This window comes from Streptomyces daqingensis (assembly GCF_014645895.1).
In the GTDB taxonomy this organism is placed as follows: domain Bacteria; phylum Actinomycetota; class Actinomycetes; order Streptomycetales; family Streptomycetaceae; genus Streptomyces; species Streptomyces daqingensis.
In genome coordinates this window covers 36,928-50,470 of the sequence record NZ_BMMP01000018.1, presented here as the reverse complement: position 1 = coordinate 50,470, position 13,543 = coordinate 36,928, and the positions used below count along the sequence as shown (strand labels likewise).

The following is a 13,543-nucleotide window of genomic DNA, read 5'->3' as shown; positions in this document are numbered from 1 at the left end:
CTGCTATGAAATACCTCCTGTCACATCACTCCACAGGGGAGGGCACCGCAGAGGTGAACGGCAGACGGCGATCCAAGAGATCGAGAGCAGCCACGCTGGCGACGGCAGTCGCCGCGATAGGCGCGACCGCACTCATACCCGCGAGTGCGGCCCAGGCCCAGCCGGCCGACGCGCCGCAGGCGTCCGCACATCCCGCAATGCAGTCCGGGCTTCTGCAGCCCGGCACGCCGGGCCAGCGCAAGGCCGGGCACAGCGAGGACAACCTGAAGGGCCCCTTCGACGCGGAGCAGCAGGCTCAGCGCCAGGCCGCCCTTGAGCAAGTCGCCAGCGGCGACGCCAAGTTGGTGGACCGCAAGGGATCCAAGGTCGCGAAGCTCGACAGCGGCAAGTACGTCGAGCTGGGGCGCGAGAAGACCGACAGGATCTTCACCATCCTCCTCGAGTTCGGCGACAAGGTCGACGAGAAGTACGGCGGCGACCCCGGTCCCGTCCACAACAAGATCCCGGCGCCGAAGCGCGAGGACGACAACTCGACGTACTGGAAGAAGGACTTCGACCAGAAGCACTTCCAGGACCTCTACTTCTCGGACAAGACCGAGGACTCGGTCAAGAGCTACTACGAGAAGCAGTCCTCCGGCCGCTACTCCGTCGAGGGCGCCGTCTCCGACTGGGTCAAGGTCGACTACAACGAGGCGCGCTACGGCTCCAACTACTGCGGCGACAGCAACTGCCCGACCGTGTGGGACGCCGTCCGCGACGGCGTGAACCAGTGGGTCGAGGACCAGAAGGCCGACGGCAAGACCGACGAGGAGATCGCCGCTCAGCTCGCCGAGTACGACAAGTGGGACCGCTACGACTACGACGAGGACGGCAACTTCGACGAGTCGGACGGCTACATCGACCACTTCCAGTTCGTCCACGCGGGCGAGGACGAGTCGGCCGGCGGCGGTGCCGAGGGTGAGAACGCCATCTGGGCGCACCGCTGGTACGCGTACGGCAGCGACGCGGGCAAGACCGGTCCGGAGCAGAACAAGGCCGGCGGCACCGAGATCGGCGACACCGGCGTGTGGGTCGGCGACTACACCGCGCAGCCCGAGAACGGCGGACTGGGCGTCTTCGTCCACGAGTACGGCCACGACCTGGGCCTGCCCGACCACTACGACACCACTGGTGGGGGCGAGAACTCGGTCGGCTTCTGGTCGATCATGTCCGTGGGCTCCTGGCTGAACAAGGGCAAGGACGCCATCGGCGACTCCGCCGGCGACATGAACGCCTGGGACAAGCTGCAGATGGGCTGGCTGGACTACGGCAAGGCGAAGGCCGCCACCAAGTCCACGCACAAGCTGGGCACTCACTCGTACCAGACGAAGAACAAGCAGGCCGTCATAGTCGAGTTGCCCGAGAAGGACGTCACCACCACCATCACGAAGCCCGCCGAGGGCGAGAAGCAGTGGTGGAGCGGCAGCGGCGACGACCTGCGCAACACGCTCAGCCGCAGCGTCGACCTGACCGGCAAGTCCAAGGCGTCGCTGGACCTTCAGGGCTGGTGGGACATCGAGGAGAACTACGACTTCCTCTACACCGAGGTCTCCGAGGACGGCGGCGAGACGTGGACGCCGATCGACGGAACGGCCGACGGCAAGCCCATCCCGCGGGACGGCAGCGACCAGCCTGCGCTCTCCGGGGTGTCGGAGTCGTACCTCGATCTCTCGTACCCGCTCGACGAGTTCGCAGGGAAGAAGATTGATGTTCGCTTCCGTTATCTGACGGACGGTGGGGTGGCCCAGAAGGGCTTCGCCGCGGACGCGATCAGCATCACCGCAGACGGTGAGAAGATCTTCGAGGACGGCGCCGAGGGCGACGACGACAACGGCTGGGCCACGAAGGGCTTCTCGCGCATCGGAGAGTCCTTCACGAAGCCGTACGCGCAGTTCTACCTCGCCGAGAACCGCAACCACTCCTCGTACGACAAGGCGCTGAAGTACGGGCCGTACAACTTCGGTTGGGCCTCCACGCGACCCGACTGGGTCGAGCGCTACGCCTACGAGAAGGGGCTGCTGCTCTGGCTCTGGGACACCTCTCAGCTGGACAACAACGTCTCCGCGCACCCCGGCGAGGGGCTGATCCTCCCGGTGGACGCCCACGCCAAGCCGGAGAAGTGGTCGGACGGCACGCCGCTGCGGAACCGCATGCAGGCCTACGACTCCCCGTTCAGCAAATTCGCCTCGAAGGGGATCACTCTCCACAACGACGGCGAAGCCGTGAAGGTCAAGGGCAAGAGGGGCGTTCCGGTCTTCGACGACCACAAGGGGACGTACTGGTACAAGTCCAACCCGACGGCCGGGGTGAAGGTGCCGGACACCAACACCCAGGTCAAGATCCTCAAGCAGTCCCGCTCGGGTAAGACGATCACCCTTCAGGTGAGACCTTCCACAAATTAATTTGCATCGTTGCAGGTCAAAACATGATCGGCCGTTGCCCCCCTGGCGGGCGACGGCCGATCGCGTTTAGATGCACGTGACGGACCTTCGCGGAGGTCCACCGGAACAGTTCTCGCGGGGGTGTTGTTGATCATGGCTGGAGGCGGATTCGTCCAGCTGCCGGACGGAAGCGTGATCGTCGCGCTGACGTTGCCGGTACCGGTTCAGCGGCTGCACAGGCAGCCTGAACCGGTCACGGGGGAGGCTCCGCACGCGGGCCGGGAGGCGGTCGCCGACGACCGTGCGCCCGGGCCGGGTGCTGTGCGCCAGGGCCGCGCTGGCGGCGCCTACGACGGGCTGGAGCGCCGGGGCCGCCGCTGGTCGGCGCATGCCGACGAGCCGCACACGGTGCGAGCCGTCTCGGCGCGGCCGTACGGCGACGAGTCGCGCGTCCGTGTGCTGGTCCACTCGTTCAACCGCGCTCGTGCCCTGACCAGGCTGCGGAACCTGGGCATGCGGTCGGTCTACCTCCGCGGCAACGCGGAGCCGCCCACCGCGGACGAGATCACAGCGGTGCTGCACCACCCCGACGGCCTGGTCTGGCGCATGACGCCCGGCGACGACCGCGAGGCGTGGCACCCGATCGAGTCCCTGCTGCATCCCTCGCACCGGGTCCGCACGGGGTAGGGCGCCCTCCCGGGCCGCCGGGCCCGCCTCTCCCGCCTCTCCCGGCCCCTCCCGGCCCACGGGCTCACGCGGCCCCCAGGCGCCGGCCCGGCGCTTCAGCCGCACCCCTCGCGTCAGGAGCCCCCGCGCGCAGCGGGGGCTCAGGCGTGCGCGGGCGCCCGCTCAGCCGTCGGCCAGCACCGGCGTGCCGGTCAGATCCACACCGGCGTCGCGCAGCTGTTCGATGGCGTGCTGCGTGGTTCCCGGGGCGACGCCCGCGGTGAGCCCCAGCAGCACGCGCGTGCTGAAGCCCTCCGAGGCGGCGTCGAGGGCGGTCGCGCGCACGCAGTGGTCGGTGGCCACGCCCACGACGTCGACCTCCCGCACGTCGCGCTGCCGCAGCCACTCGGCGAGCGGGACACCGTGCTCGTCCTCGCCCTCGAAGCCGCTGTAGGCGGCGGTGTAGGCGCCCTTGCTGAAGACCGCGTCGATCGAGCCGGCGGCCACCGCGGGGGCGAAATTGGGGTGGAAGCCGATGCCCTCGGTTCCGGCGACGCAGTGCGGCGGCCAGGAGTGCTCGAAGTCGGGGTTGTCCGAGAAGTGGTCGCCCGGCTCGATGTGGTGGTCGCGGGTCGCCACGACGTGGTCGTAGCCCGTGGAAGCGTCGCCGATCAGGTCGGTGATGGCTGCCGCCACGTCCGCACCGCCCTTGACCTCGAGGCTTCCGCCTTCGCAGAAGTCGTTCTGCACGTCTACGACGATCAGTGCCCGGTGCATGTCGATGCCTTTCGGGGGTCTGGGCGGTCGGGGAACGTCGGTCGGGCCCGACCCTATGGACTGCGCGGCCTTCGCGGGAGGTCCCACGCACACGATGTCACCCGCGTAACACCGGCGCCCGGTGCGTCAGACGTACTCCGTCGGCAACACCGGCTCCCCGCGCGAGAGTTGCATCGCCGACATCGGCAGTCCGGCCAGCGCCTCCTTGTGGCGGCCGCGGACGGCGTCGAGCCCTTCCCTCGCGACGACCTTGCCGCCGCGGACGAGCTCCACCTGGAGCAGACGGTCCGCCAGCTCCTCCGGCACCTCGCCCGTGCCGACCACCTCGGCCATCGCGACGCCGTCCTCGTCCAGCTGGCGCGCCGCCCATTTGGCGCCGCCCGGCGAGGTCTTGCCGCCCATGGACTTCTTCGCGACGGGGCGCAGCGGTGCGCCGGGCGCGTCGGAGTCCGCGCGGGCGACGAGCTTGTAGACCATCGAGGCCGTGGGGTGGCCGCTGCCGGTGACGAGCTGGGTGCCGACGCCGTAGGCGTCGACGGGCGCGGCGGCCAGCGAGGCGATGGCGTACTCGTCGAGATCGCTGGTGACCACGATCTTCGTCTGCGTCGCGCCGAGTTCGTCGAGCTGGTGGCGGACGCGGTGCGCGAGCAGCAGCAGGTCGCCGGAGTCGATGCGGACGGCGCCGAGGCCCGGTCCCGCGACGTCGACCGCGGCGCGCACGGCTTCTGTGACGTCGTACGTGTCGACGAGCAGCGTGGTGTCGCTGCCCAGGGAGTCGACCTGCGCGGTGAAGGCCCCGCGCTCGCTGTCGTGGAGCAGGGTGAAGGAGTGCGCGCTGGTGCCGACGGTGGGGATGTCATAGCGGAACCCGGCGGCGAGGTCGGAGGTCGAGGTGAAGCCGCCGACGTAGGCGGCCCGGGAGGCGGCGACCGCGGCCAGCTCGTGCGTGCGCCGCGCCCCCATCTCCACCAGTGGACGCCCGCCCGCCGCGACCGCCATCCGGGACGCCGCGGCGGCGACCGCGGAGTCGTGGTTGAGGATCGAGAGGATCACCGTCTCCAGCAGCACGCACTCCGCGAAGGTGCCCTGGACCCGCATCACGGGGGAGCCGGGGAAGTAGACCTCGCCCTCCGGGTAGCCGTGGATGTCGCCCCTGAAGCGGTAGGAGGAGAGCCAATGCAGCGTGGGCCCGTCGACGATGCCGCGCTGCCGGAGGAAGTCGAGCACCTTCTCGTCGAAGGAGAAGTTCTCCACCGCGTCCAGGACCCGGCCGGTTCCGGCGACCACCCCGTAGCGGCGGCCCTCCGGAAGCCGGCGTGCGAACACCTCGAAGACGCACTGCCGTTCGGCGGTCCCGCCGCGCAACGCGGCTTGGAGCATGGTGAGTTCGTACTGGTCGGTGAAGAGAGCCGTCGACGGCACGGCCACCGGCAGTCCCCTGTCGGCCATGGTCACTTGAACTCCTCGCATCGGCGAGCCCCCTGGGAGGGGCGGGGCACGTCCGAGCGTACCGCACATCTCGTCACTTTGACGATATCGAGTCCGGGTCGTTTGGCCACCTGACGCCCCTGAGTGGCAGCATGGGACCTGTGAGTGTCGCCCCCGCCGAGATCGAACTGCCCGAGTCGGCCGAGAAACCCGCCGAGGTCCCGGAGCCGGATCTGCCCTGGGCGACGATCGTGCACAACGATCCCGTGAACCTCATGAGCTACGTGACCTACGTCTTCCAGAGCTACTTCGGCTATCCCAAGGAGAAGGCGAAGAAGCTGATGATGGACGTCCACCACAAGGGCCGGGCTGTCGTATCCACCGGCAGCCGCGAAGAGATGGAGCGCGACGTGCAGGCGATGCACGGCTACGGGCTGTGGGCGACTCTCCAGCAGGACCGCTGATGGCGGGCCACTTCGAGTCCACCGGCGACGGCGGGGCCGCCATCGCGCTGGACGAGATCGAGATCTCCATTCTGCGCAGTCTCGCCGTCCAGCTCCTGGAGCTGATCGGTCCGGGCGAGGAGCCCGCAGATACCGAGGACCCGTTCGCGGCGCTGCTCGCCGACGGCCCCACGGAGCCGCCCACCGACCCCGCCCTCGCCCGCCTCTTCCCGGACGCCTACGGCGGCGGGCCGGGCGCGCGGACGGAGAGCGACGAAGAGCGCCGCGCCGCCGCCGAGTTCCGCCGGTTCACCGAGAACGACCTGCGCGCGCGCAAGCGCGAGGACGGCCTGGCCGTCGTCCGGGGGCTGGACGCCCTGACACCCGACCTTCCCTCTGGACCCTCCGGGGCGGGGAAGGGCGCCGCCGGTGCGGTGCTCACCCTGAAGCCGGAGGAGTCGCGCCAGTGGCTGGGCGCGCTCAACGACCTCCGCCTGGCCATCGGTGCGCGTCTCGAAGTGACGGACGACGAGGAGAGCAACGAGCTCTACTCGCTGCCGGACGAGGACCCGCGCAAGCCCATGGTCATGGCCTACCTCTGGCTCGGCGGCCTGCAGGAGACGCTCGTGGAGACGCTGCTTCCCTGACGGGAGCGGTATGTCAGGGCGTCCGACGGCGCGGGGCCGGGACGCCGGCCGCCAGTCCGCGCCGCGCCCGCCGCCTCCCGCCCGTCCCAGCCGCCCGCGCCCCCGGTGCCGCCCCACCGCGTAAGGCCGACCTCCTGCCGTCGCGCCCCGAACCGCCGCACCCCTCACCGTCCGGTTCCGCTGCTCCGTCCGCTGGGAGGGGCCGGCAGACCCGGCGGCGGACACGCGGCAGGGCCGCGCCGTCCCCGATGATGGCCCCGGTTGTTCCGGTACGGGCTGATTCCGTCTGAGGCAGGTGTGAGACCCGCCGGCGGATCCGCGTACTGCCGCCGCGGCGCCGCCCCACCGCGGCGGCAGCGCCGGGCCGGCCGGCCGCAGGCGTGCGCACGGCTCCCGCGGCGGGGCATCGGGGCCGGTCCGGGACGCCCGGGCCGGTATGGAGAAAGGCGCGACACATGACCTCTGAGCAGGTCTCCGGCCACGGCGCTCCGACGGGCGGCGGCACCGGGACACTCACCGGCTCCGCACCTCCGGAGGAGGGCTACCGGCGCGGGCTCGGCAGCCGGCAGATCCAGATGATCGCCATCGGCGGCGCGATCGGCACGGGGCTCTTCCTCGGCGCCGGAAAGGCCATCACCAAGGCGGGCCCCAGCCTGATCCTCGCCTACGCGCTGGCGGGCGCCGTCATCTACTTCATCATGCGGGCGCTGGGCGAACTCCTCATGTACCGCCCGGTCTCGGGGTCGTTCTCCGAGTACGCGCGCGAGTTCCTCGGCCCTTTCTTCGGCTTCGTCACCGGCTGGACCTACTGGCTGTTCTGGGTCGTCACCGGCATCACCGAGGTGACCGCCGCCGCCACGTACGTGCAGTACTGGTGGCCGGCCGTCCCCCAATGGGTGTCCGCCCTCGTCTTCACGCTCGTGCTGTACGGCGCGAACCTGATCTCGGTGAAGCTCTTCGGGGAGCTGGAGTTCTGGTTTTCGATGATCAAGGTCACCGCCATCCTCGGCATGATCCTCATCGGGGCCGGCGTCCTCACCCTCGGCTTCTCCGACGCCGGGGAGACGGCGTCCGTGACCCATCTCTGGGCCGACGGCGGCTTCTTCCCGAAGGGTCTCGGCGGCACCCTGATGACCCTTCAGATCGTGATGTTCTCGTTCCTCGCCGTCGAACTCGTCGGCGTCACGGCGGGGGAGTCGGTGAATCCCGCGAAGTCCCTGCCGCGGGCGGTCAACACCGTGCCGTGGCGGATCGCGCTGTTCTACATCGGTGCGCTCACGGTCATCCTCTCCGTCGTCTCCTGGACGGCCTTCGAACCGGGCACGAGCCCGTTCGTCGCGGCGTTCGCCAGGATCGGGCTCCCGGCCGGGGCGGCCATCGTCAACTTCGTCGTGCTGACGGCCGCCCTCTCGTCCTGCAACTCCGGGATGTACTCCACCGGCCGCATGCTGCGCGACCTCGCGCTGAACGGCCAGGGACCGAAGGCCTTCACCAGACTGACGGCCAACGGGCTGCCGCTGCTGGGCACGACGTTCTCCGCGGCGCTCATGACGGCGGGCGTGTGGATCAACTACCAGTGGCCGTCCAAGGCCTTCGACTACGTCGTCTCCTTCGCCACCATCTCCGGCATGTGGGCGTGGGTCATGATCCTCGCCTCGCACCTGCGCTACCGCCGGGCGGCCGATCAGGGAAGGCTCCCCGAGTCGACGTTCAAAGCGCCCTTCGCCCCGTACGCCGGCTTCGTGGCGCTGGGCTTCATCGGGCTGGTCGTCGTGCTCATGGGCTTCGACCCGGACGCCCGGGTGTCGCTCTACGGGGCGCCGGTGTGGGCGGCCGGCCTCGCCGTCGCGTACTTCACGATCAAGGCCCGCAATCCGGACACGTTCGAGGGCGGACCGCCCCGCTGACGAGGCCCGTCACGTGGGTGCGGCGCACGTCCCCGCACCCGCCGCGGCGAGGCAGGGCCCGCGCCGGGCGCCCGTCCGGCGCGGGACCGTGCGCCCCCGCCCCACCGCCTGCGGCGCGGCGGACAGAGGCCGCATATCCTTCCCGGCATGCTGACCATCACCAAGGAGCTGCACGACAAGATCGTCGCCCACGCCCGCAAGGACCACCCCGACGAGGCGTGCGGGGTCATCGCGGGACCGGCGGGCACGGACCGGCCCGAGCGCTTCATCCCGATGCTGAACGCGGCGCGCTCGCCCACGTTCTACGAGTTCGACTCCGCCGATCTGCTGCGCCTCTACCGCGAGATGGACGACAGGGACGAGGAGCCCGTCGTGATCTACCACTCGCACACGGCCACCGAGGCCTACCCCTCCCGCACCGACATCACGTACGCCAACGAGCCCGGCGCCCACTACGTCCTGGTCTCCACCGCGGAGTGCGGAAACGACGAGGGCCCGTTCTCCTTCCGTTCGTTCCGCATCGTGGACGGCGTCGTCACGGAAGAGGACGTCGAGATCGCCGGCGCGTCCTGAACGCGTGCCGAACGTGCCGGACAGAACAGGACGAATCGCCATCCGAGACGCTTCCGTCCGCATCATGGGACGAACATCGGGACCGGCGACCGGGAATCGTTACGATGAGCCCATGGTTGTCCACGACGTGAGTGCATCTTCGAAGACCCCGGGCTCGCTGCTCGTCGGGCGCCTGCACGTCGACCTGTGCCGCCTCGCCAGCGCACTGGGGGCTTCCCCGCGCGGCACGCACGCCTGCGCCTGAGCCCGCCCGCCGGCGCGGTCGCCCGGCCGGCAAGAGCCCCGCAGGCACGATCCCGCCGAAGCACTTCCGTACCGTCCTGCCCGCCTCCACATCCACAGGAGCCCCCTCATGGCCATCGAGGTCCGCATCCCGACCATCCTCCGCACCTACACCGACGGCGAGAAGTCGGTCGCGGGCGAGGGCAGCACCATCAAGGAGCTCTTCGAGGACCTGGAGAGCCGGCACGCGGGGATCCAGGACCGCCTCGTCGAGGGCGGCGAGCTGCGCCGCTTCGTGAACGTCTACCTCAACGACGAGGACGTCCGCTTCCTCGACGGCATCACCACGAAGGTCGGCGACGGCGACAACGTGACGATCCTCCCCGCGGTCGCGGGCGGCTCCGGCGCCGCGGAGGCGCGGGGAACGCGGCGCTGATGCGCTACGACTCCCCGCTGGACGCCGTCGGCGGCACCCCGCTCGTCCGCCTCCCGCGTCTGTCGCTCTCGGAGGACGTGCGGATCTGGGCGAAGCTGGAGGACCGCAACCCCACGGGCTCCATCAAGGACCGCCCGGCCCTCCACATGGTCGAACAGGCCGAGAAGGACGGCCGGTTGACGCCCGGCTGCACCATCCTCGAGCCCACCTCCGGCAACACCGGCATCTCCCTCGCCATGGCGGCGAAGCTCAAGGGCTACCGCATCGTGTGCGTCATGCCGGAGAACACCAGCGAGGAGCGGCGGCAGCTCCTCGCCATGTGGGGCGCTGAGATCATCTCCTCGCCGGCGGCGGGCGGTTCGAACACCGCCGTGCGGGTCGCCAAGGAGCACGCCGCGGCGAACCCGGACTGGGTGATGCTCTACCAGTACGGCAACGAGGCCAACTCCGCGGCCCACTACGCCGGTACGGGCCCGGAGATCCTCGCCGACCTTCCCTCGGTGACGCACTTCGTCGCGGGCCTGGGCACCACGGGCACGCTCATGGGCGCGGGCCGGTACCTGCGCGAACAGCGGCCCGGCATCCAGATCGTCGCCGCCGAACCCCGCTACGACGACCTGGTGTACGGCCTCCGCAACCTCGACGAGGGCTTCGTCCCCGAGCTGTACGACGAGTCCGTGCTCACCGGGCGCTTCTCCGTCGGCTCGGAGGACGCCGTGACGCGAACGCGTGAACTCCTCGCGCAGGAAGGCATCTTCGCCGGCGTTTCCACAGGAGCCGCCCTGCACGCCGCCATCGGTGTGGGCCGCAAGGCGGTGCGGGCGGGGGAGAGCGCGGACATCGTCTTCGTCGTGGCCGACGGCGGCTGGAAGTACCTCTCGACGGGCATCTACACGGCCGAGTCGACGGAGGCCGCGGTCGAGGCGCTGCAGGGGCAGCTCTGGGCGTGAGCCCGCAACTCCCGTAACGCGCGAAGTAGTTCACAGGGCCAAGAGCCGCTCCCGGCGCCCGCCGGCGAAGCGCCGGAAGCGGCTCGGGCCCGGGGTTCAGCCGCCGCCGGAGAGGTGCCGCACCTGGTCCCACGTGTCCGGGCCCACCTCGCCGGCGCGGCGGGCGAACTCCAGCAGCGCCACGTCCCTCACGTCGTCGGTGAGCAGCGTGCTGACACGGCCCGGCGTGTCCGCGACGGTGCCGGGCGGAAGCGCGAGACCCCTACGGGTCGAACCCTCCTGGCCCGCCCCGCCGGGGCGTTCGGCTGTGACACGCACCACGCGGGCGCTCTCCATCCGCACGGCCAGCACGAGCACGAGCAGCGGTTCACGCGTCCACCAGATCTCTCCGGGACGCGGGCCGCGGTGCGGCAGCGGCACCCCGCCGCGGCGCACGCGACGGCGCGGACCCAGCCGGGCGCCCCCGTCGACCAGCGCCGCCACCAGGGAAAGCGCCACGACGGCGCCCAGGGCGAGCCACCACCAAGTGCCCACGTCCGCATCGCCTCCAGGACCCCGGACCGCGCATACCGCACAGATTGCCGACCGTACCCCGCGCTGGTGATTCCGCCCACACCAGCACGCTCCTGAGACCACAGGCAGCGCAAGGCGGCTTAGGCTCGAAAAACCCCACAGCCGCCTACGGAGGTCACTGCTTCATGAAGCTCACCGTCGTCGGCTGCTCCGGGTCGTTCCCCTCAGCGGAGTCGCCCTGTTCGAGCTATCTGGTCGAAGCGGACGGCTACCGGCTGCTGCTCGACATGGGGAACGGCGCGCTCGGGGAGCTGCAGCGGCACATCGGGCTCTACGACCTCGACGCCGTCATCCTCAGCCACCTCCACGCCGACCACTGCATCGACATGTGCGGCTACTTCGTGGCCCGCTACTACCGGCACGAGGGCGGCCGTTGCGCACCCATTCCGGTGTACGGCCCGCAGGGAACCGAGCAGCGGCTCGACAGCGCGTACGGCGACACCCCCTCACCCTCGGCGATGAGCGAGGTCTTCGACTTCCGCACACTCGCGCCCAAGGGCTCGTTCGAGCTGGGGCCCTTCGCGGTCACCACGGAGAAGGTCGCCCACCCCGTAGAGGCGTACGCCTTCCGCGTCGTGCACAAGGACAGCGGACGCTGCCTCGTCTACTCGGGTGACACCGGTCCGTGCGGGCCGCTGTGCGATCTGGCCGCGGACGCCGACCTGTTCCTGTGCGAGGCGTCCTTCACTCACGGCAAGGAAGCCATCCCCGACCTGCATCTCAACGGGCGCGAGGCGGGGGAGTGCGCCCAGGCGGCGGGCGTGGGGCAGCTGGTCCTCACACACGTACCGCCGTGGACGGACGCCAAGGTGAACCTGCGGGACGCCAAGGACGCGTTCGCCGGCCCTGTGGAGCTGGCCAGGGCCGGCGCGGTCTACGAGCTGTAGCAGCACCTCCGCTCTCTTCCGTCCCCTCGGTACGGCACCGTCGGCACCTCTGCCCGGTACTTCCGCATTCCGCCCTCCCCTGTGGCGCACGCGCCTTCGCGCCCGCTGCGGTACCGCAGCGGGCGCGAAGGCGCGTGACCGGGCGGGGAGACGCCCGGCGTGGGCGTCAGATCCTCGCGTGGGCCTCGTCCTTGCCCTCGTCCTCGTCGCCGCCGTCGCGTCCGTCGGAGCCGCTCCGGTTCGCGGCTGTCGAGGGCCGCTGGTCCTGCTTCTCCATCGTCTTGTCCGCCACGTTGTCCGTGACGCCCACCGCGACGGCGTCCGGTGCCGGCGCCGGCCTGCCCCGGCCGGGCCGTTCCGCCTTCTCCTCCTCGGCGGGTTCGGGCGCCTCACGGCCCGGGGTGGGCAGGTCGAACTTGACGATCGCGAAGCGGAAGACCGCGTAGTAGACCACCGCGAAAGCCAGGCCGACGAGCATCAGCCCCCACGGGTTGGTGGCGATGCCCAGGTTCAGCAGGAAGTCGATCGCACCGGCCGAGAAGCCGAAGCCGTCCTTCATGCCCAGTGCCCACACCAGCGCCATCGAGATACCGGTCAGGACGGCGTGGATCGCGTACAGCACCGGCGCGATGAACATGAACGAGAACTCGATCGGCTCGGTGACGCCGGTGATGAAGGCGGTCAGGGCCAGCGAGATCATCAGGCCGCCGACGACCTTGCGGCGCTCGGGGCGCGCGCAGTGGTACATCGCGAGGCAGGCCGCGGGCAGCGCGAACATCATGATCGGGAAGAAGCCCGTCATGAACTGGCCGGCGCTCGGGTCGCCCGCCAGGAATCGGGCGATGTCGCCGTGCTGGCCCTTGAAGGAGCCGGCCTGGAACCACGGGAAGGAGTTGAGGAGGTGGTGCATGCCGATCGGGATCAGCGCCCGGTTCGCGACGCCGTACACGCCCGCGCCCGCCGCGCCGGAGCCGACGAGCCACTCGCCGAAGCTGTGCAGCCCTGTGCCCAGCACGGGCCAGATGTAGCCGAAGAGCACGCCGATGAACAGGCCCGCGAAGGCTGAGAGGATCGGCACGAGCCGCCGTCCGCCGAAGAAGCCCAGCCATTCGGGCAGCTTCTTGCGGTAGTAGCGCTGGTAGAGCAGGGCGACCACGAGCCCCATGATCACGCCGCCGAGGACGCCTGCGTCCACCGGCGGCGCGACGGTGCCCACCTTGCCGTCGACGACCTCCTCGACCTTGGGGAGGTTGCCGTCCGTGAAGGTCTCCAGGACGTTCTTGAAGACCAGGTAGCCGACCACCGCCGCAAGCGCCGTCGATCCGTCCGACTTGCGGGCGAAGCCCACGGCGATGCCGACCGCGAACAGCAGCGGCATGTTGTCGATCAGCGCGCCGCCGCCCGCGGCGAGGAACTCGGCGATGCGGTTGACGGAGGCCGGGAAGCCGGGGCGTCCGAGCATGTCGGGCTGGCCCAGCCGGACCATCAGGGCGGCGGCCGGCAGGGTGGCGATCGGCAGCATGAGGCTGCGGCCGATGCGCTGGGCGACGGCCATAGCGCCCGAGCCGCGGCCCCTGCCAGGAGCCTGGGATGCCGTGGTCATCAACTTCCTCC

At 70.4% G+C, this 13,543-nt stretch carries 14 protein-coding genes; 10 read left to right on the top strand and 4 right to left on the bottom strand.

What is annotated here, in order from left to right:
- Positions 1 to 5 precede the first annotated feature (5 nt).
- On the top strand, positions 6 to 2,441 hold the full coding sequence (locus IEY56_RS23670) for an immune inhibitor A domain-containing protein (RefSeq protein ID WP_189039294.1): 2,436 nt from the start codon (positions 6 to 8) through the stop codon (positions 2,439 to 2,441).
- A gap of 387 nt (positions 2,442 to 2,828) precedes the next feature.
- On the top strand, positions 2,829 to 3,107 hold the full coding sequence (locus tag IEY56_RS28675) for a hypothetical protein (protein ID WP_229712156.1): 279 nt from the start codon (positions 2,829 to 2,831) through the stop codon (positions 3,105 to 3,107).
- A 162-nt stretch (positions 3,108 to 3,269) separates the two neighbouring features.
- Here IEY56_RS28675 and IEY56_RS23660 read toward each other — a convergent pair whose 3' ends face one another.
- Positions 3,270 to 3,863 carry an isochorismatase family protein gene (locus tag IEY56_RS23660; protein WP_189039292.1) on the bottom strand — a complete coding sequence of 198 codons (594 nt, stop codon included), beginning with the start codon at positions 3,861 to 3,863 and terminating at the stop codon, positions 3,270 to 3,272.
- Positions 3,864 to 3,989: 126 nt separating this feature from the next.
- A complete protein-coding gene (locus tag IEY56_RS23655; protein WP_189039291.1) occupies positions 3,990 to 5,318 on the bottom strand; it encodes a nicotinate phosphoribosyltransferase in 1,329 nt (442 codons plus the stop codon).
- Between the two features lie 125 nt (positions 5,319 to 5,443).
- Between IEY56_RS23655 and clpS the strand changes: the two genes are divergently transcribed.
- From clpS to IEY56_RS23620, 7 genes are all read left to right on the top strand, one after another.
- Entirely contained in the window at positions 5,444 to 5,755 is a 312-nt protein-coding gene (gene clpS, locus IEY56_RS23650) for an ATP-dependent Clp protease adapter ClpS (RefSeq protein ID WP_045866669.1), read from the top strand.
- Positions 5,755 to 6,381, top strand: coding sequence for a DUF2017 domain-containing protein (locus IEY56_RS23645; protein WP_189039290.1), 627 nt, complete (start codon positions 5,755 to 5,757; stop codon positions 6,379 to 6,381). The genes clpS and IEY56_RS23645 overlap by 1 nt, the downstream gene beginning before the upstream one ends.
- Before the next feature lie 455 nt (positions 6,382 to 6,836).
- Positions 6,837 to 8,288: an amino acid permease gene (locus IEY56_RS23640; protein ID WP_189039289.1), complete on the top strand. Its 1,452-nt coding sequence runs from the start codon at positions 6,837 to 6,839 to the stop codon at positions 8,286 to 8,288.
- Positions 8,289 to 8,435: 147 nt separating this feature from the next.
- Positions 8,436 to 8,861, top strand: a complete 426-nt coding sequence (locus tag IEY56_RS23635) for a M67 family metallopeptidase (RefSeq protein WP_189039288.1) — start codon at positions 8,436 to 8,438, stop codon at positions 8,859 to 8,861.
- Between the two features lie 112 nt (positions 8,862 to 8,973).
- Entirely contained in the window at positions 8,974 to 9,105 is a 132-nt protein-coding gene (locus IEY56_RS23630; RefSeq protein WP_373292172.1) for a putative leader peptide, read from the top strand.
- Between the two features lie 108 nt (positions 9,106 to 9,213).
- Positions 9,214 to 9,519 carry a MoaD/ThiS family protein gene (locus tag IEY56_RS23625; protein WP_045866674.1) on the top strand — a complete coding sequence of 102 codons (306 nt, stop codon included), beginning with the start codon at positions 9,214 to 9,216 and terminating at the stop codon, positions 9,517 to 9,519.
- On the top strand, positions 9,519 to 10,469 hold the full coding sequence (locus IEY56_RS23620; RefSeq protein WP_189039286.1) for a PLP-dependent cysteine synthase family protein: 951 nt from the start codon (positions 9,519 to 9,521) through the stop codon (positions 10,467 to 10,469). The genes IEY56_RS23625 and IEY56_RS23620 overlap by 1 nt, the downstream gene beginning before the upstream one ends.
- A gap of 96 nt (positions 10,470 to 10,565) precedes the next feature.
- Here the strand turns inward: IEY56_RS23620 and IEY56_RS23615 are convergent, their stop codons facing one another.
- Entirely contained in the window at positions 10,566 to 11,003 is a 438-nt protein-coding gene (locus tag IEY56_RS23615) for a type II toxin-antitoxin system PemK/MazF family toxin (protein ID WP_189039285.1), read from the bottom strand.
- 164 nt (positions 11,004 to 11,167) lie between these two features.
- Between IEY56_RS23615 and IEY56_RS23610 the strand changes: the two genes are divergently transcribed.
- Positions 11,168 to 11,929, top strand: coding sequence for an MBL fold metallo-hydrolase (locus IEY56_RS23610; protein WP_189039284.1), 762 nt, complete (start codon positions 11,168 to 11,170; stop codon positions 11,927 to 11,929).
- Between the two features lie 166 nt (positions 11,930 to 12,095).
- Here the strand turns inward: IEY56_RS23610 and IEY56_RS23605 are convergent, their stop codons facing one another.
- The gene (locus tag IEY56_RS23605; protein WP_229712146.1) at positions 12,096 to 13,532 is read right to left on the bottom strand and encodes a PTS transporter subunit EIIC; all 1,437 of its coding nucleotides are present in this window, start codon (positions 13,530 to 13,532) and stop codon (positions 12,096 to 12,098) included.
- Positions 13,533 to 13,543: the final 11 nt, after the last annotated feature.